We start from the raw sequence: 17,314 nt of genomic DNA, 5'->3' as shown, positions 1-17,314 counted from the left end.
CCCCCCCCCCCCCCCCCCCCCCCCCCCCCCCCCCCCCCCCCCCCCCCCCCCCCCCCCCCCCCCCCCCCCCCCCCCCCCCCCCCCCCCCCCCCGCGGTCGTACGCCGGTCCCGCGGTGTTCAGTTGGCGCCGGCGGGGATGGTGCCGAGGCGGCCGGCCTGGAAGTCCTCCATGGCCTGCTGGAGCTCGCGGTGGCTGTTCATCACGAACGGGCCGTAGTGGGCGACCGGCTCCCGGATCGGCTGCCCGCCGAGCAGGACGACCTCGAAGCCCTCGCTCCGGGAGTCCTGGGTGTCGTCGGCCCGGATGGTGAGGGAGTCGCCCTCGCCGAAGACGACGGCCTGGCCCATGTGGAACGGGCGCCGCTCGGTGCCCGCCGAACCGCTGCCGGCGAGGCCGTAGGCCAGGCCGTTGAAGTCGGCCCGCCAGGGCAGGGTGACCTGGGCGCCGGGGTTCACGGTCAGGTGGATCATCGTGATGGGCGTGTGGGTGGCGCCGGGGCCCTGGTGGCCCGCGATGTCACCGGCGATGAGGCGGACCAGCGCGCCGCCGTCCTCCGAGGCGAGCAGCTTCACGCTGCCGCCGCGGATGTCCTGGTACTTCGGCGCGATCATCTTGTCCGCGGCGGGCAGGTTCACCCAGAGCTGCAGCCCGTGGAAGAGTCCGCCGGACATCACCAGCGACTCCGGCGGGGTCTCGATGTGCAGCAGGCCGGAGCCGGCCGTCATCCACTGGGTGTCGCCGTCGGTGATGACGCCGCCGCCGCCGTGCGAGTCCTGGTGGATGAAGGTCCCGTCGATGATGTACGTGACCGTCTCGAAGCCGCGGTGCGGGTGCCAGGGGGTCCCCTTCGGCTCGCCGGCCGCGTAGTCCACCTCGCCCATCTGGTCCATCATGATGAACGGGTCCAGGTACTTCTGGTTGATCTTCGCGAAGGCGCGGCGGACCGGGAAGCCCTCGCCCTCGAAGCCGCTGGGGGCGGTCGACACGGCCAGCACGGGACGCGGCCGGGAGTCGGCGGCGGGCGCCGCGATACGCGGCAGAACGAGCGGGTTTTCGACGGTCACGGCTGGCATGTCGGCCTCCTTCGGGGGGTTCCTCTTGCCTACGTCCACGAGATTAGTTCAACTCTCAACAAGAAGCAAGTTGAACATTGAACTATGTCGCGACGGGAGGGCCGGGGCCCGTTGCGCGGGGGCCCGCCGGCCGTGGCGGTGGGGCCGGCGGCCGGGCGGGCCGTCAGCCGTACATGCGGCGCATGGTGAAGTCGACCATCTGCTCGACCGCCTTGGCGTCGAACACCATCCGGTGCTCGCCCTCCATGTCCAGCGCGAAGCCGTAGCCGGTCGGCAGCAGGTCGAGCACCTCGGCACCGGTGACGGTGAAGTGCTTCGAGTCCTTGCCGGCGTAGCGGCGCAGCTCCTTCAGCGAGCTGAACATCGGGATCACCGGGGTCGGCGTGTTGTGCAGCGCCAGGAATCCGGGGCGTTCGCCGCGCGGGCAGTGCACCTTGGAGGTGATGAAGATGGCCTGGAAGTCCTCCACCGCCATCGAGCCGGTGGTGAAGGCCCGGACCGCGTCCGCCAGCGACGGCGGGGACGGCTCGGGGTAGAGGGACTGCTGCTGCGCCGCCTGCGGCTGCTCGCCGTACGGGCCGGGGCCGGCGCCGGGCATGCCGTTCATGCCCGGCTGCGGTCCCGCCTGCTGCTGGTAGGGATCACCCGGGTATGCGTTCTGGTCATAGCCGTACACACGGACAGGCTAGCGGGAGCGCACCCGCCCGTGCGGGCGTCGATCCTGACAAGGAGTGGCCGTCCCGCCTTGTGGGACGTGACCACGTTCATAGCGGATTCACGGTCAGGGGCTTGAAACATGTTACCGCTGGGTAGCATCATGATGCCTACTGGTGGGTACGGGGCGCCCGAACGCGGCGGTCTCCCGGAAGCGACGAACCGGAGAAAACGGCGATGGGTCACTACAAGTCCAACCTGCGGGACGTGGAGTTCAACCTCTTCGAGGTGTTCGGCCGCGAGCAGGTCTACGGCACCGGACCGTTCGCGGACATGGACGTCGAGACCGCGAAGAACATCCTGAGCGAGATCACGCGCCTTGCCGAGAACGACCTCGCCGCCTCCTACACCGACACCGACCGCAACCCGCCGGTCTTCGACCCGGAGACGAACACCGCGCCGATCCCGGACACGTTCAAGAAGAGCTACCAGGCCTTCATGGACGCCGAGTGGTGGCGCCTGGGCATCCCGGAGTCCATCGGCGGGCAGGTCACCCCGTCCTCGCTGATCTGGGGCTTCGCCGAGCAGATCCTCGGCTCGAACCCGGCCATCTGGATGTACTCCTCCGGCCCGGCCTTCGCCGGCGTCATCGCCGACGAGGGCACCGAGGAGCAGCTGGAGGTCGCCAAGCGGATGACCGACCGCCTCTGGGGCTCCACCATGGTGCTGACCGAGCCGGACGCCGGTTCGGACGTCGGCGCCGGCCGCACCAAGGCGGTCAAGCAGGAGGACGGCTCCTGGCACATCGAGGGTGTGAAGCGCTTCATCACCTCGGGCGAGCACGACATGTCCGAGAACATCATCCACATGGTGCTGGCCCGCCCCGAGGGCGGTAAGCCGGGCACCAAGGGCCTCGGCCTCTTCATCGTGCCGAAGTACGACTTCGACTGGGAGACCGGCGAGCTCGGCGAGCGCAACGGCGTCTACGCGACCAACGTCGAGCACAAGATGGGCCTCAAGGCCTCGAACACCTGCGAGATGACCTTCGGCGCCAAGCACCCTGCCAAGGGCTGGCTGCTGGGCGAGAAGGTCGACGGCATCCGCCAGATGTTCAAGATCATCGAGTTCGCCCGGATGATGGTCGGCACGAAGGCCATCGCCACCCTCTCCACCGGCTACCTGAACGCGCTGGAGTACGCCAAGGAGCGCGTGCAGGGCGCCGACATCTCGCAGTTCCTGGACAAGACCGCCCCGCGCGTCACCATCACGCACCACCCGGACGTGCGCCGCTCGCTGATGACCCAGAAGGCGTACGCCGAGGGCATGCGCGCGCTGGTCCTGCTCACCGCCTCCACCCAGGACGACGTGCTCGCCGCCCGCCTGCGCGGCGAGAGCGACGAGGCCGCCGAGCGCCTGAACGACCTGCTGCTGCCGATCGTCAAGGGCTACGGCTCGGAGAAGTCCTACGAGCAGCTCGCCCAGTCCCTGCAGACCTTCGGTGGCTCCGGCTACCTGCAGGAGTACCCGATCGAGCAGTACATCCGGGACGCCAAGATCGACACCCTCTACGAGGGCACCACCGCGATCCAGGGCCAGGACTTCTTCTTCCGCAAGATCGTCAAGGACGGCGGCCAGGCGCTCACCGCGCTGTCCGAGCAGATCCAGAAGTTCCTCGGCTCGGCCGCGGGCGGCGACGCCCTGGCCGCCGAGCGCGAGCTGCTCGCCAAGGCCGCCGGCGACCTGGAGGCGATCGTCGGCAAGCTGCTGGCGGACCTCTCCTCGGTCGAGCAGGACGTCAAGAACATGTACAAGGTGGGCCTCAACACCACCCGCCTGCTGATGGTCTCCGGCGACGTCGTGGTCGGCTGGCTGCTGCTGCGCCAGGCCGCGGTGGCCCTGGCCAAGCTGGAGGCCGGCGCCTCGGAGAAGGACGTCGCCTTCTACCAGGGCAAGGTCGCGGCGGCCCGCTTCTTCGCCAAGAACATCCTGCCGACCGTGGGCTCGCAGCGTCTGATCGCCGAGGGCATCGACAACGAGATCATGGACCTGGCGGAGGAGGCGTTCTGACGCCCGCACCCCCGATGACCGCCTGACCCCACCCTCACACCGAAGGGCCCGGTTCCTCGACCGGGCCCTTCGGTGTGCCCGGGCCCGGCCGCCCCGGCGGGCCGCAGCCCCGGTCACGGGCCCGGGATGACGGTCCGCTACCGGGCGCGGTCGCAGGGTGCGCGGGGCCCGGCGCGACGTCAGTTCACGTTTCTGTCCGCGTTCTGCATCCGTTGGGGGGATCCGAGTGTCCTGTCCGTGTACGGGCATATGCTCAAGGTGCGAAGCCGACCCCCCATCCGGCTTCAGCCCTCCCTCGACTCAGGAGCAGCATGTCGACCGCCGCCCGTCAGGCTTTCTTCGACCGGACGCACACCGATGATCTGATTGCCTTCCTCGGTACCTCACCGTCGCCCTACCACGCGGTCGCCAGCGCCGCCGAGCGGCTGGAGAAGGCGGGATTCCGGCAGGTGGCCGAGACGGACGCCTGGGACGCGACGGCCGGGGGCCGCTACGTGATCCGGGGCGGCGCGCTGATCGCCTGGTACGTGCCGCAGGGCGCCGGTCCGCAGACGCCGTTCCGCGTCGTGGGCACCCACACCGACTCCCCGAACCTGCGGGTGAAGCCGGTGCCGGACACCGGGTCGGCGGGCTGGCGACAGGTCGCGGTGGAGATCTACGGCGGCGTGCCGCTGAACACCTGGCTCGACCGGGACCTCGGCCTCTCCGGGCGCCTCGCGCTGCGGGACGGCAGCTCGCGGCTGGTGCAGCTGGACGAGCCGCTGCTGCGCGTGCCGCAGCTGGCGATCCACCTGGACCGCCAGGTCAACGAGGGGATGAAGCTCGACAAGCAGCGGCACCTGACCCCGATCTGGGGCCTCGGCCCGGTCGACGAGGGTTCGCTGATCGACTACGTCGCCCAGCGCGCCGGGGTGGACGCCGCCGAGGTGGCCGGCTGGGACCTCATGACGCACGACGTGCAGCCCGCCAGCTACCTGGGCCGGGACCGCGAGCTGCTGGCCGGCCCGCGCCTGGACAATCTGCTCTCGGTGCACGCGGCCACCGCCGCGCTGGCCGCCGTGGCCGGCGACGACCTGCCGTACATCCCGGTGCTGGCCGCCTTCGACCACGAGGAGACCGGCAGCGAGTCGGACACCGGCGCGCAGAGCCCGCTGCTCGGCAACGTGCTGGAGCGCAGCGTCTACGCGCGCGGCGGCAGCCCGGAGGACCGCGCGCGGGCGCTGGCCGGCACCGTCTGCCTCTCCTCCGACATGGGCCACGCCGTCCACCCCAACTACAGCGAGCGGCACGAGCCGGGGCACCACCCGATGCCCAACGGCGGACCGATCCTGAAGGTCAACGTCAACAACCGGTACGCGACCGACGGTATCGGCCGGGCGGTCTTCGCGGCGGCCTGCGAGAAGGCCGGCGTGCCGTGGCAGACCTTCGTCTCCAACAACGCCATGCCCTGCGGTACGACGATCGGCCCGATCACCGCGGCGCGGCTCGGGATCAGCACGGTGGACTGCGGCATCGCGGCCCTGTCCATGCACTCGGCGCGCGAGCTGTGCGGGGCGGACGACCCGTTCCTGCTGGCGTCCGCGATCAAGGCCTTCCTGGAGGGCTGAGCACGCCCCGGGGGTCCACGGCCCCCGACGCCGAAGGGCCCGGCCACCGGCCGGGCCCTTCGGCGTTCCCGGGCGTCGCCCGGAACGCGGCTACTCCATCCCGGCGAGCACCAGGGGCAGCCGGCGCGTGCCGTCCGCCGTCAGCTTCACCGGCACGCCCCAGTCCTGCTGGTGGACGTGGCAGGAGGGGAACTCGATCTCCGGGTCGTCGTCGCAGGAGGCGGCCATCGCCGAGACGTGCAGCACGCCCTCGGCCACCTGGTCGGAGAGCACCAGCTCGCGGGAGAGCGCGGAGTCCGCGCCCGCGCCGGAGACCAGCAGCTCGGGCGGGGTGGAGCTGACCAGCAGCCGGGTGGACGGGCCGTAGCGCTCGTCCAGCTTCTGGCCGGTGGGCGCCGAGAAGACCACGTCCAGCTGGAACGCGCCGGCGGCGACCTCGGTGGCGGCCCGCTGGGTGCGGTGCGCCACCGACTCGACCCGGACGGCCTCCTCGGGCAGCCGCAGCCGGGTGAGCCGGTGCCGGGCGGACTCGATCACCACGATGTCGTCGTCGACCAGCACCGCGCCGGAGGGCTCGCGCAGGTCGGTGGCGAGCGTGGTCACCTCGCCACTGGCCGGGTCGAAGCGGCGCAGCGCGTGGTTGTAGGTGTCGCTGACGGCCACCGAGCCGTCGGGCAGCACGGTGACGCCCAGCGGGTGCTGGAGCAGCGCCTGCCCCGCCTCGCCGTCGCGGTGCCCGAAGTCGAAGAGGCCGGTGCCGACGGCGGTCTCGACCGCCTTCGTTTCACGTGAAACCGAACGCAGCGCCGAGGTCTCCGAGTCGGCCACCCAGAGCCGCTCGCCGTCCGCCGAGACCGCCAGGCCGGACGGCTGGGCGAACCAGGCCTCGGCGGCGGGGCCGTCGACCAGGCCCTCGTTGGTGGTGCCGGCCGCGACCCGGACGGTGCCGGCCGCCGGGTCGTACGCCCAGAGCTGGTGGACACCGGCCATGGCGATCCAGACCTCGCCGTCGAACCAGGCGACGTCCCACGGCGAGGAGAGGTCGACCTCGCGGGCCGGTGCCTCGGTGGCCGAGCCCTGCCACCACTGCCGGCCGGTGCCGGCCAGGGTGTCGACGCTGCCGTCGGCCAGCCGGACGCCGCGCAGCGCGTGGTTCACGGTGTCGGCCACGATCACGTCGTAGGCCGAGCCCTCGGGGAGCAGGGCGAGGCCCTGCGGCTCGCTGAACCGGGGGGTGGTGCCGTCGACCAGGCCGCGCACGCCGTCCCCGATCCGGCGGACGACGCTCTCGCCGTCCTCGGCCAACTCGACCAGCGAGTGGTGCCCGGAGTCGGCGACCAGGAAGTGCCCGTTCGGCAGCCGGACGGCCTTGCCGGGGAACTTGAGGTCCCCCGCGGTGGGCTCCGGCGCCACGTACGGACCGTCGCCGCGGCGCAGCGTGCCCTTGGCGGCGTGCTCCTCCTCCAGCTCCTCCACCAGCCGGGCGATGGCGTGCGCGTGCCCCTCACCGGCGTGCTGGGCGACCACGTACCCCTCGGGGTCGATCACCACCAGCGTCGGCCAGGCGCGCACCGCGTACTGCTTCCAGGTGGCGAGCGCCGGGTCGTCCAGCACCGGGTGGTGCACCTCGTACCGGGCGACGGCGTCGACCACGGCCTGGTGGTCGGCCTCGTGCACGAACTTGGGCGAGTGCACGCCGACGATCACCACGGTGTCGCGGTGCTTCTCCTCCAGCTCACGGAGCTCGTCCAGGACGTGCAGACAGTTGATGCAGCAGAAGGTCCAGAAGTCCAGTACGACACACTTACCTCGCAGGTCGGCAAGCTTGAGTTCCTTGCCGCCTGTGTTGAGCCATCCACCGGCGCCGACCAGCTCGGGGGCGCGGACACGTGCACGAGAAGCCATAACCCCATCAAACCGCACCGGGAGCGTCCGCATTCCGGGCGGGACGTCTCGGTTCAGTGGGCCGGCATACGAGCGGCGCTGGTCTCCACAGCCTCACGGGCCACCAGTAGCGGAGTGTCCGCCCATCCGAGCAGAGCCTTGGTGATGGCTACTGCCGGAACAATGCCGATCCCTCGCTCCACCAGCAGGGCTTGCACCCTCTCCATGCCCTCCCTCGCCAGTACGGGTCGGCACTCTTCGACCAGCGCGGTCCACTGTGCAGCAACTTCGGACGACAGCCCGGCGACGTTCTCGAACATGGCACCATCTCCCTCTGCGAACACGAACTCACCGGCGACCGAGGCGGCCGATCACCATGGCACGTTCATTCCGTGTGCCGCACAGGCAGCCTTGTACCGCTCGAGGCGGCCGTCGAGGTCGTCCAAGCTGTAGGTGATCGCCTCCAACGCCTCGGCCGTCTCCCCGTCCGCGCACAGGTCCCGGATCTCCGCCAAGCTCGAGCGCAGGATCATCAGCGAGTCGCCCTGGATCAGGACCCCTGGGAAACGTCGTTCCGGGAGACGGACAACGGCATCATTGCCACCATCGGTGAAGAGCTCGACCTCGACGCGTTCCATGCCGAGATCCTGGCAGGCCTCACGTCGTGGCGCCGACCATTTTTCCCAAGCGCGGGCATCTCGAATCGGCTGCGCGCAGCCCAGGACGGCTCAACGCCCAACTGATGCTTCTCCCATGCGAGTTGGGTGTCAGAAGGTCCAGAAGTCCAGGACGGTGATCTTGCCCCGGAAGTCGGCGAGGGTGAGGTCCTTGCCGCCGGTGTTCAGCCAACCGCCTGCCCCGACCAGCTCGGGGGCGCGTACACGTGCACGAGATGCCATACCCCCATCAAACCGCACGTGGGGTGCTCCTCATTCCTGCGGTCGGCGGGGGAGTGCGCCCGGGGGCCGGGGGGTCCGGCGGGTGGTCACTCCGGGCGGGGGCTGCCGGTGAGGGCGGGGGTGGCCGGGGGGTCGACGGTGGTGTCGGGGGCGACGGCCGGGGTGGGCACGGTGGGGCGGGCCCGTCGGGAGACGGTGTCGCACCAGGTGATCAGACGGCGGCCGGCCTCGATCATCGGTGTCTCCAGGCGGCGGTGCAGCAGGTCGGCGGCGGCCAGCGCGACCAGGCAGACGGCGGCGGCGAACGTCGGGGTGCCGCCGGGCAGCCACGGGGCCAGGGCGGCGGTGAGGCTGACGGCCGAGGCCTGGAGCAGGTAGAGGCCGTAGGAGCGCTCGCCGACGAAGACCAGCGGGCGCAGCGAGAGCAGCAGGCGGCCCGGGCCGGGGCCGAGCAGGGTGGGCAGCAGGAGGGCGACGCCGAGGCCGAAGAGGAAGATGGTGGGCTGCTCGCTGCCGAAGTGGTCGGTCAGGTCCGGCAGGTGGGCGTGCAGGACGAGGAAGCCGGCCCCGGCCACCGCGCCGACCACCGGGTGGGTCAGCGGGCTGAGCAGGGCGAAGCCGCGGCGGCTGTGCAGCACGACGGCGAGCAGCGCGCCGATCAGCAGCACCGAGTAGTGCAGGCCCATGCCCTTCCAGGTCTCGTTGTACGGCACCAGGACGAGGGCGATCGCGGCCACGGCGAGCGGGATGCGGAGCCGGTCGGAGATCAGGCCGACCAGGATCAGCGCGAGCGGCCAGACCAGGTAGAACTTCTGCTCGATGCCGATGGTCCAGGTGTGCAGGTACGGGGTGTCGCCGGCGAGGTGGTACTCGTTCATGAAGCCGAGGTAGTTCGGCAGGTGGTCCATCAGCACCGCCCAGCCGTGGCCGGAGCGGTAGACGGCGACCATGGTGATCAGCAGCCCCAGGTAGTACAGCGGCACGATCCGGAACACCCGCCGGATGTAGAAGTTCCGCAGCGATATGCGCCCGGTCCGGTCCCGTTCCCGGAGCATCAGGGTGGTGATGAGGAAGCCGGAGAGGACGAAGAAGGCGTGCACCCCGATCCAGCCGGAGAGGAACCGGGACTGCGGGCCGCCGTAATGGAAGAAGACGACGATCACGGCGGCGACGGCGCGCAGCCCGTCCAGCGCGTCGAACCGCCGCATCGCGAGGAATTCGGCATGGGTCAGTCGGCGCATGGGGAGTCTCCGGGCGGGCGGGGCGTCGTCGCCGGGGCACCCGTGCGGGCACCCACGGTCAGGGCAGCGACATCATGGCCGACCGTGGCCGTTCTTGACCATCCGGTGGTGGAGTGTGACGGTTCCGTGCGCCCGGAGTCGGCTCGGGACCGGGCCGCGCTCGGGAGTGAGTCGCGCTCAGGACCGGGCCGCGCTCAGGACCGCGGCGCCGAGCGCCAGCGGACCTCGCCGTCCTGCCGCTCGTCGGTGGGGCGCAGGCCGAGCGCCCGGGCGACGGCGGCGGAGGCCCGGTGGTCGGGGTGGACGTGGGCGAGGACGGTGGTGACGCCGGACGCGCGGAGGTGGTCGAGCAGGGCGCGCGCCGCCTCGGTGGCGAGACCGCGCCCCTGCCAGGGGGTGCCCAGGACCCAGGCGATCTCGGCGGTGTCCGGGCCGATGGTGGCCTGGACGTAGCCGGTCAGCCGGCCGTCGGCGCGCAGCCGGAGCGCCCAGTTGCCCCAGGCCTCGGCGGGATCGGGAGAGCCTGCCGCGAGCCGGGCGTAGCGGGCCCGCAGGGCGTCGGCGGTGGCCGGTCCGCCGCCGGTGAAGGTGTAGAGGTCCGGGTCGGCGAGGGCGGCGGCCATCCCCTCGGCGTGCTCGGGGCCGATCGGCAGCAGGTCCAGGCGCTCGGTACGCAGGACGGCGGCGGTGACGGCGGTAACGGCGGTAACGGCGGTGTCGTCGGTGACGGCTGCGGCAGCGGTGACGTCGGACGGATCGGATTGGTCCACGGGCCCATTCAACTCCGTCGTGTGGCGGTGCTTCGCACGGGGAGACCGATCGGGTCGAATGGATCGCACGTCCACGCGAAGGAGGCGGTATGCGGTACCTGGTCAGGGAGAAGCTGTTCGCGATCGGTGACGACTACTGGATCGAGGACGATCAGGGGCACAAGGCGTTCCTGGTGGACGGCAAGGTGCTGCGGCTGCGCGACACCTTCGAGCTGAAGGACGCCGACGGCCGGCTGGTCGCGGTGGTGAAGGAGAAGGCGTTCACCGTCCGGGACGCGATGAGGATCGAGGACGCCGACGGCGAGGTGGTGGCGACCGTCCGGGAGAAGCTGTTCACGCCGTTCCGCGACAAGTACCTGGTGGAGCTGGCCGGTGGCGGCGAGCTGAAGGTCCACGGGGACCTGATCGACAAGGACTACCGGATCGAGGACGAGCACGGCGACGAGCTCGCCCGGATCTCCCGCAAGTGGTTCCGGATCCGTGACACCTACGGCGTGGAGGTGGCCGACGGCGCGGACGTGGGGCTGCTGCTGGCCGTCGCCGCCTGCGTGGACCACCTGACGGCGCAGGACTGACCCGGGTGGTCCGCGGCGGGTGCGGGACCGGCCGGTCCCGCACCCGCACCCGTCACGGGCCGGTCAGACGATGACGTGCGGCAGGAAGCGGGCGCCCTGGTGGGTGATCGGGCTGTCGTCCGTCTCGCGGATGCCGAGGCCCGCCGCCTCGCCGTCGATCACCCAGGTGCCGAGCACCGGGCGGTTGCCGTCGAAGTCGGGCAGCGGGTGGTACTGCTGGTAGCAGTGGCCCTCGGCGCCGTAGCGGTCGGGGTCGCCGGCCCAGTCGGCGAGCCGGGTCTCGGCGCCGTCCGGCCCGACGATCCGGATGCCGGCGCCCTCCCGGCCGAGCAGCGGCTTGGCCGCGTACCCGGGGCCGCCCGGGTCGGCGAGTTCACGCGGGCCGTCCAGGTAGGCGGGCAGCAGGTTGGGGTGGCCCGGGTAGAGCTCCCAGAGCACCGCCAGCAGCGCCTTGTTGGAGAGCAGCATCTTCCAGGCCGGCTCGATCCAGAGGGTGGAGCCGGTGCCGCCGCCGTGGTCGATGACGTCCAGCAGCTGTTCGCCGAACTCGTCCTCGGCCAGCCACTCCCACGGGTAGAGCTTGAAGGCCGAGCGGATGAAGCGGTGTTCGAGGTCGACGAACCGGCCGGAGAGGCCGTCCCAGCCGATGTCCTCCATCGCGATGCCGACCGTCTCGATGCCGGCCTGTTCGGCGCACTCCTGGAGGTAGAGGGTGGTCATCCAGTCCTCGCCCTCGGTGTCGCCGCGCGAGTGGGCGAAGTGGACCGGTCCGGACGGCAGCAGGTGCTTCTGCCGGGCCCAGGACGCGACCAGCCGCTCGTGCAGCGAGTTCCACTGGTCGGCGGCGGGGAAGCGCTCCTCCATCCAGAACCACTGCGGGCCGGCCGCCTCGATCAGCGAGGTCGGGGTGTCGGCGTTGTACTCGAACAGCTTGGCCGGTCCGGTGCCGTCGTACGCGAGGTCGAAGCGCCCGTAGAGGGCCGGCTGTTCGGCGCGCCGCCGCCAGGACTCGGCGACGGTCGCGGCGAGCCGGGGGTCGGTGATCCCGTAGTCCGCGAACCGGCCGGTGCGGACCACGTGGTCGGCGGCCGCCAGGCACATCACGTGCAGTTCCTCGACCACCTCCTCCAGCGCCTCCACCTCGGGCAACGAGAACTCGTAGTACCCGCTCTCGTCCCAGTAGGCGTGCGGGCCGCCCTGGTTGCAGGGGTCGGAGCACATGGCGTAGATCAGGCCCTGGCCCTCGACGGTGGCCAGCCAGTCGGGGCGCGGGGCGATGGTTCTGCGGCGCACCGCGGTCAGCCCCCGCCCGAGCCGCTGGAGCCGGCGGGGCAGCCGAACCCGCCGCGCTTGGTGGCGGCCTTGTCGAAGGTGCCGCCGAGCGCGGTGGTGCCGCCGGAGCCGCAGTAGTACCAGCGGCCGGCGGCGGCGGTGGTGCCGCCCGCGCACGCGTGGCTGTCGAGCACCTTGAGCGTCGACGGGTCGACGCAGCGGCTCGGCGGGGTGCCGCCGCCGCCCGAGGAGCAGCCGGAGAGCGCCAGGGCGAGGGTGCCGACCATGCCGAGGGTGACGAAGCCCGAGCGGCGCCGGGCGTCCGGCCCCGGGCTGCCGGTGCCGGTGGCTGTGGTGGGGGACTGGGACGGCGTCATGGCGCCCGATGGTACGCGCGGGCCGGGATGGTACGGGAGGGGCCCCGGATTCCTGTTCCGGCCACGCCCGATGGGATATGTTTTGCCGATCCTTGACGGTCGGACCGGGCCGAGCCGGACCGGGCGGCCTCCAGTGAGCGGACACGGGGGACGAACACCCATGAACGACATCCTGCACGGCCTCGGTGCGGCGGCCGCCTTCGGCGCCGTCGGTGTGGTGCTGCTGCTCCTCGGCGTCGGCCTGGTCGACGTCCTGACGCCCGGCAAGCTGGGCCACCAGATCTGGGTGGAGCGCAACCGCAACGCCGCCGCGGTGCTGAGCTCCGCGCTGCTCGGCATCGGCGGCATCGTCTTCACGGCGATCATGTACACCTACGAGGACTTCGGCAAGGGCCTCGTCTCCACGGCCTGCTTCGGCCTGCTGGGCCTGGTGCTGATGGCCGTCGCGTTCTGGGCGGTGGACGTCCTGACGCCCGGCAAGCTCGGCGCGATCCTGGTCGACCCCGAGCCGCACCCGGCGGTCTGGGTCACCGCCAGCTGCAACATCGCGGTGGCGGCGATCGTGGCGGCCGCGATCGCCTGAGCCGCCGTCGGAGGCCCGGGCGCCCGCCCCCCTTTGGGCCCGGGCCCACGCCTTTCCGACCCACGCCGTCCCACCCGCGCGCCGTAGGGGTCCGCGCCGTCCGGGCCCTACGCGGCTCCCCCGCCGGGGTGCGGGGCCCCGCCGAGGACGTGCTCGCGGCCCCAGGCCCCCAGCGGTGCCAGCGCGGCGTTGAGCCGCGCCCCGACCGGCGTCAGCGAGTACTCCACGCGCGGCGGCACCTCGTCGTACGCCTCGCGGCGCACGATGCCGTCGGCCTCCAGCTCGCGCAGATGGGCGGCGAGCACCTTCTCGGTGATCCCCGGCACCAGGCGGCGCAGCTCGCCGAAGCGGCGGTTCGGCCGCTCGTCCAGCGCCCAGAGGATCAGCACCTTCCACTTGCCGCCGATCACGTCCATCGCCGCGTCGATCCCGCAGACGTACCCGCCCGGCCTCGGCACCGTCGCCATGCCCACCCCTTCCGACCTGCTCGCTCACCCCAGGGTAACCACCCACTTCGAGGTGCGTACTTGTCGGCCGGCGGCCCGGGCGACGAGCCTGATCGGCATGGCAGAGAACAGTGTTGACCCCGTTTCGAAGTCCACCCCCATCCCCTCCCTCACCCTGCTCGGCCTCGGCGCGATGGGCACCGCGCTGGCCCGGACCTGGCTCGCCGCCGGGCATCCGCTGACCGTCTGGAACCGCACCGCCGCCCGGGCCGAACCGCTCGCCGCCCTGGGCGCCACCGTCGCCGCCACCCCCGCCGAGGCGGTCGCGGCCAACCGCCTGGTGGTCGTCTGCCTGCTCGACGACGCCTCCGTCGAGGCGGCGCTGGACGGCGTCGACCTGGCCGGCCGGGACGTGGTCGACCTCGTCACCGGCACCCCCGGCCTGGCCCGCGCCCGCGCCGCGTGGGTCGAGCAGCGCGGCGGCCGCTACCTGGACGGCGGGATCATGGCCGTCCCGCCGATGATCGGCGTTCCGGAGGCCGGTCCGTACGTCTTCTACAGCGGCTCGCAGGCGCTGTTCGAGGAGCACCGCGAGACCCTGTCCGTTCCGGCCGGCACCCGCTTCGTCGGGGCGGACGCCGGGTTCGCCGCCCTGTACGACGTGGCGCTGCTGAGTGCCATGTACGGCATGTTCGCCGGGGTGGCGCACGCCTTCGCGCTGATCGGCGGGGAGGCGGTGGCCCCGAGCGACCTCGCGCCGCTGCTGACCTCCTGGCTCCGGGCGATGGCCGGCTCGGTGGCGCGGACCGCCCTGCAGCTGGAGAGCGGTGACTACACCGTGGGCGTGGTCTCCAACCTCGCGATGCAGGTCGCCGGCACGCCCACCTTCCTGCGCACCGCCGAGGAGCAGGGTGTCAGCGCCGAGCTGCTCGCCCCGTACTTCGCGCTGATGGCCCGCCGGCTCGCGGAGGGCTCCGGTGCGGAGGACCTGACCGGCGTGGTCGACCTGCTGCGCCGGTAGGCGGAGCGGGCGGGCGGGCCGGCGCTCGCCGCCCTCAGCCCGCCGCGCGGTCGGCGGCGGGGCGCCGGCGCAGCGCCGCGTCGGTGAGGGCGGGCGGCTGCCAGACGCCGTCCGGGTGGTAGACGTTCGTGCCGGGCGCCACGATGGCGTCGATCCGGTCGAGGGCGGCGTCGTCCAGGGTGAGGTCGGCGCCCTTGAGGGCCGCCGCCAGCTGCTCCCCGGTGCGCGGGCCGATGATCACCGAGGTGACGGCCGGGTGCGCCAGCGGGAAGGCGAGGGCCAGTTCGGGCAGGGTGCGGCCGAGGTCCTCGGCGAGCGCGGTCAGCTCCTCGACGGCGTCCAGCTTGGCCACGTTGACCGGCAGCGCGGGGTCGAAGCGGCCGGGGTGGAGGGCGGCCCGGCCGGTGCCGAGGTCGATCGGGAGGCCCTTGCGGTAGCGGCCGGTGAGGAAGCCGGAGGCGAGCGGGCTCCAGGTCAGCGCTCCCATGCCGAGCCGCTGGACGGTCGGCAGCACGTCCCGCTCGATGCCCCGGGCGAGCAGCGAGTACGGCGGCTGCTCGGTGCGGAAGCGGGGCAGGCCGCGCCGCTCGGCGACGTGGTACGCCTCGACGATCTCCGCGGCGGGGAAGGTCGAGCAGCCGAAGGCGCGGATCTTGCCGGCCGTGACGAGGTCGCCGAGTGCGGAGAGGGTCTCCTCGATGTCGGTGGTGTGGTCGGGCCGGTGGACCTGGTAGAGGTCGATCCGGTCGGTGCGCAGCCGGCGCAGGCTCTCCTCCACCTCGTGGATGATCCAGCGCCGTGAGTTGCCGCCCCGGTTGCGGCCCTCGCCCATCGGGAAGTGCACCTTGGTGGCGAGGACGACGTCGTCGCGGTTGCCGCGGCTCTGCAGCGCCTTGCCGACGATCTCCTCGGACTCGCCCGCCGAGTACATGTCGGCGGTGTCGACGAAGTTGATGCCCTGGTCGAGGGCGGTGTGGATGATGCGGACGCAGTCGTCGTGGTCGGGGTTGCCGACCGCTCCGAACATCATGGTGCCGAGGCAGTAGGCGCTGACCTCGATGCCGGTGCCGCCGAGGATGCGGTAGCGCATGGTGCTGGTCCCCCTGCTGTGGTGGGTGGCCGTCCCCGGCCGGGAGCCGGGTCGCTCACCCCCGACGGTAGATCTTGGAGTGCACTCCAGGGCAAGGGGCGGCGGCGCCCCGTCGGTGACCGGCTCCGGTGTGACCCCGGTGGTCGCCGCGCGTTCGTCCGGGTGCCGTACCGGGGGACCGGCCGGGGCGCGGTTTGCGGAACCGGCAACAAAGCTTGCCGATGATGCGGGGCTCGCCGCAGGCTGGCGGTGCCGGCGACCGCACCGATCCGGGCCGCCGCCGGGTCCGGCGCCGGGGGCCCCGCCGGGCCCGCCGCCGCGCGGTGAAGCCGCCGGTCCGGATGCCGACGCCGACGCCGAAGCCGCCACCGACCTGAACGGAGCACCCCATGCACCGCTCGCACCACCACGACGTCCCCGCTCCCGCTCCCGCCCCCGCTCCCGAGTCGGCGAACGCCGACGCGCACGGCCACGGCCACAGCCACGATCACGGCCACCACGGCTCCGGGTCCGACCCGGACTGGGCGGCGCTCGTCACCTACCTGGAGCGCGAGGGCGAGCTGAACACCCCCGCGTTCGTCGGGGCCGCCGGGTGGCTGGGCGAGCTGATGGACGGCATCCCCGTGGGGCGGGTGCTCGACATCGGCAGCGGCCCGGGGGTCGTCGCGACCGTGCTCGCCGATGCCTTCCCGGCCACCGAGGTGGTCGCCGTCGACCAGTCCGCCGCCCTGCTGGAGCGCGCGGTGGCCCGTTCGTCCGGCCGTGTCACCGCCCGGCAGGCCGAGCTGCCCGCCGAGTTCGGCGGGCTGGGCACGGCCGATCTGATCTGGTCCTCCCAGGCGATCCACCATCTCGGCGACCAGCAGGCGGCGTTGACCGAGCTGGCCGGCTCGCTGCGTCCGGGCGGCCTGCTCGCCGTCGCCGAGCGCGGCCTGCCGCTACGCTTCCTGCCGCGTGACTTCGGCCTCGGCCGCCCCGGCCTGCAGGCCCGGTTGGACGCGACCCATGAGGACGTCTTCGCCGCGATGCGCGCCCAACTCCCGGGCTCCGTGGCGGAGGTGGAGGACTGGCCGGGCATGCTGTCCCGCGCGGGCCTCACCCCGGCCGGCTCGCGCACCTTCCTGGTGGAGTGGCCGGCCCCGCTCGCCGTCCCGGGGCGCGAGCACCTGTACGCCCATCTGGAGCGCCGCCGCGCCCAGGTCGACGCGGGCCTGGACGCGGAGGACCTGGCCACTCTGGACGCCCTGCTCGACCGCGAGGCGCCGACCGGCATCCTGAACCGCCCCGACGCCTTCTACCTCACCGCCACCACCGTCCACACCGCCCGGGCGACCGGCACGGCCTGACGGGGACCGCCCGGCGGGCGCGCGGACGGCGCGCCCGCCGCCGGTCAGAGGCCGGAGGCCAGCTTCAGGGTGACGGCGCCGGCGATGATCGCGGCGAAGGACAGCAGCTTGGGGAGCGTGATCCGCTCCTTGTAGAGCACGGCGCCGAGGACGACCGTGCCGATCGAGCCGAGCCCGGTCCAGATGGTGTAGCCGACGCTGACGTCCAGCGTCCTGAGCGCCAGGCTGAGCGTGAAGATGCCGCCCGCGGCGGCGACCAGGGTGAGGACGGACGGCCAGAGCTTGGTGAAGCCGTGGGTGGCGTTGGTGCCGAGGGCGAAGACGATCTCGAAGACGACGGCGATCGCGAGGAAGATCCAGGCCATGACGGTGGGCTCCTTGGGTGGTGGGGCGGCGGGGGAGGGCGG

19 protein-coding genes are annotated in these 17,314 nt (G+C 72.5%); 6 read left to right on the top strand and 13 right to left on the bottom strand.

Features of this window, described 5'->3' with window-relative positions; genetic code table 11:
• Nucleotides 1-118 precede the first annotated feature (118 nt).
• Nucleotides 119-1,075: a pirin family protein gene (locus ACZ4UX_RS28465; RefSeq protein WP_465708778.1), complete on the bottom strand. Its 957-nt coding sequence runs from the start codon at nt 1,073-1,075 to the stop codon at nt 119-121.
• A 163-nt stretch (nt 1,076-1,238) separates the two neighbouring features.
• On the bottom strand, nt 1,239-1,751 hold the full coding sequence (locus ACZ4UX_RS28460) for an SseB family protein (protein ID WP_329488978.1): 513 nt from the start codon (nt 1,749-1,751) through the stop codon (nt 1,239-1,241).
• 215 nt (nt 1,752-1,966) lie between these two features.
• Here ACZ4UX_RS28460 and ACZ4UX_RS28455 point away from each other — a divergent pair, with 215 nt between their 5' ends.
• Nucleotides 1,967-3,796: an acyl-CoA dehydrogenase gene (locus tag ACZ4UX_RS28455; RefSeq protein ID WP_359805478.1), complete on the top strand. Its 1,830-nt coding sequence runs from the start codon at nt 1,967-1,969 to the stop codon at nt 3,794-3,796.
• A 311-nt stretch (nt 3,797-4,107) separates the two neighbouring features.
• Complete coding sequence (locus ACZ4UX_RS28450) at nt 4,108-5,403, top strand: M18 family aminopeptidase (RefSeq protein WP_352291224.1); 1,296 nt, start codon at nt 4,108-4,110, stop codon at nt 5,401-5,403.
• A 90-nt stretch (nt 5,404-5,493) separates the two neighbouring features.
• Here the strand turns inward: ACZ4UX_RS28450 and ACZ4UX_RS28445 are convergent, their stop codons facing one another.
• The 6 genes from ACZ4UX_RS28445 to ACZ4UX_RS28420 all read right to left on the bottom strand — a co-directional run bounded on the left by ACZ4UX_RS28445 (nt 5,494) and on the right by ACZ4UX_RS28420 (nt 10,104).
• Complete coding sequence (locus ACZ4UX_RS28445; RefSeq protein ID WP_465708777.1) at nt 5,494-7,308, bottom strand: NHL domain-containing thioredoxin family protein; 1,815 nt, start codon at nt 7,306-7,308, stop codon at nt 5,494-5,496.
• 53 nt (nt 7,309-7,361) lie between these two features.
• A complete protein-coding gene (locus tag ACZ4UX_RS28440) occupies nt 7,362-7,607 on the bottom strand; it encodes a hypothetical protein (protein ID WP_465708776.1) in 246 nt (81 codons plus the stop codon).
• Between the two features lie 51 nt (nt 7,608-7,658).
• A complete protein-coding gene (locus tag ACZ4UX_RS28435) occupies nt 7,659-7,925 on the bottom strand; it encodes a DUF6959 family protein (RefSeq protein ID WP_465708775.1) in 267 nt (88 codons plus the stop codon).
• Nucleotides 7,926-8,054: 129 nt separating this feature from the next.
• Entirely contained in the window at nt 8,055-8,186 is a 132-nt protein-coding gene (locus tag ACZ4UX_RS28430) for a hypothetical protein (protein ID WP_465708781.1), read from the bottom strand.
• Nucleotides 8,187-8,272: 86 nt separating this feature from the next.
• On the bottom strand, nt 8,273-9,427 hold the full coding sequence (locus tag ACZ4UX_RS28425; protein WP_465708774.1) for an acyltransferase family protein: 1,155 nt from the start codon (nt 9,425-9,427) through the stop codon (nt 8,273-8,275).
• Between the two features lie 194 nt (nt 9,428-9,621).
• Nucleotides 9,622-10,104, bottom strand: a complete 483-nt coding sequence (locus ACZ4UX_RS28420) for a GNAT family N-acetyltransferase (RefSeq protein ID WP_465708780.1) — start codon at nt 10,102-10,104, stop codon at nt 9,622-9,624.
• A gap of 182 nt (nt 10,105-10,286) precedes the next feature.
• Here ACZ4UX_RS28420 and ACZ4UX_RS28415 point away from each other — a divergent pair, with 182 nt between their 5' ends.
• On the top strand, nt 10,287-10,772 hold the full coding sequence (locus ACZ4UX_RS28415) for an LURP-one-related/scramblase family protein (RefSeq protein WP_359840000.1): 486 nt from the start codon (nt 10,287-10,289) through the stop codon (nt 10,770-10,772).
• Nucleotides 10,773-10,835: 63 nt separating this feature from the next.
• Here ACZ4UX_RS28415 and ACZ4UX_RS28410 read toward each other — a convergent pair whose 3' ends face one another.
• The gene (locus ACZ4UX_RS28410) at nt 10,836-12,065 is read right to left on the bottom strand and encodes a glutathionylspermidine synthase family protein (RefSeq protein WP_359805488.1); all 1,230 of its coding nucleotides are present in this window, start codon (nt 12,063-12,065) and stop codon (nt 10,836-10,838) included.
• A gap of 5 nt (nt 12,066-12,070) precedes the next feature.
• A complete protein-coding gene (locus ACZ4UX_RS28405) occupies nt 12,071-12,421 on the bottom strand; it encodes a hypothetical protein (protein WP_465708773.1) in 351 nt (116 codons plus the stop codon).
• A 160-nt stretch (nt 12,422-12,581) separates the two neighbouring features.
• Here ACZ4UX_RS28405 and ACZ4UX_RS28400 point away from each other — a divergent pair, with 160 nt between their 5' ends.
• Nucleotides 12,582-13,004 (top strand): DUF350 domain-containing protein, encoded by a 423-nt coding sequence (locus tag ACZ4UX_RS28400; RefSeq protein WP_329488993.1) that lies wholly within the window; start codon nt 12,582-12,584, stop codon nt 13,002-13,004.
• A gap of 107 nt (nt 13,005-13,111) precedes the next feature.
• Here the strand turns inward: ACZ4UX_RS28400 and ACZ4UX_RS28395 are convergent, their stop codons facing one another.
• The gene (locus ACZ4UX_RS28395) at nt 13,112-13,471 is read right to left on the bottom strand and encodes a winged helix-turn-helix transcriptional regulator (RefSeq protein ID WP_329488994.1); all 360 of its coding nucleotides are present in this window, start codon (nt 13,469-13,471) and stop codon (nt 13,112-13,114) included.
• A 97-nt stretch (nt 13,472-13,568) separates the two neighbouring features.
• On the opposite strand from ACZ4UX_RS28395, the gene ACZ4UX_RS28390 reads away from it, so the two are divergent.
• Nucleotides 13,569-14,471, top strand: a complete 903-nt coding sequence (locus ACZ4UX_RS28390) for an NAD(P)-dependent oxidoreductase (RefSeq protein WP_465708772.1) — start codon at nt 13,569-13,571, stop codon at nt 14,469-14,471.
• Nucleotides 14,472-14,505: 34 nt separating this feature from the next.
• Here the strand turns inward: ACZ4UX_RS28390 and ACZ4UX_RS28385 are convergent, their stop codons facing one another.
• Entirely contained in the window at nt 14,506-15,561 is a 1,056-nt protein-coding gene (locus tag ACZ4UX_RS28385) for an aldo/keto reductase (RefSeq protein WP_465708771.1), read from the bottom strand.
• 389 nt (nt 15,562-15,950) lie between these two features.
• Between ACZ4UX_RS28385 and ACZ4UX_RS28380 the strand changes: the two genes are divergently transcribed.
• Nucleotides 15,951-16,907, top strand: coding sequence for a class I SAM-dependent methyltransferase (locus tag ACZ4UX_RS28380; RefSeq protein ID WP_465708770.1), 957 nt, complete (start codon nt 15,951-15,953; stop codon nt 16,905-16,907).
• Between the two features lie 44 nt (nt 16,908-16,951).
• On the opposite strand, the gene ACZ4UX_RS28375 is transcribed toward ACZ4UX_RS28380, so the two are convergent.
• Nucleotides 16,952-17,272, bottom strand: coding sequence for a DMT family transporter (locus ACZ4UX_RS28375; RefSeq protein ID WP_465607464.1), 321 nt, complete (start codon nt 17,270-17,272; stop codon nt 16,952-16,954).
• Nucleotides 17,273-17,314 lie beyond the last annotated feature (42 nt).

The sequence above is a fragment of the Kitasatospora sp. NPDC028961 genome, assembly GCF_055564815.1.
This window is presented reverse-complemented; position numbering and strand designations above follow the sequence as displayed.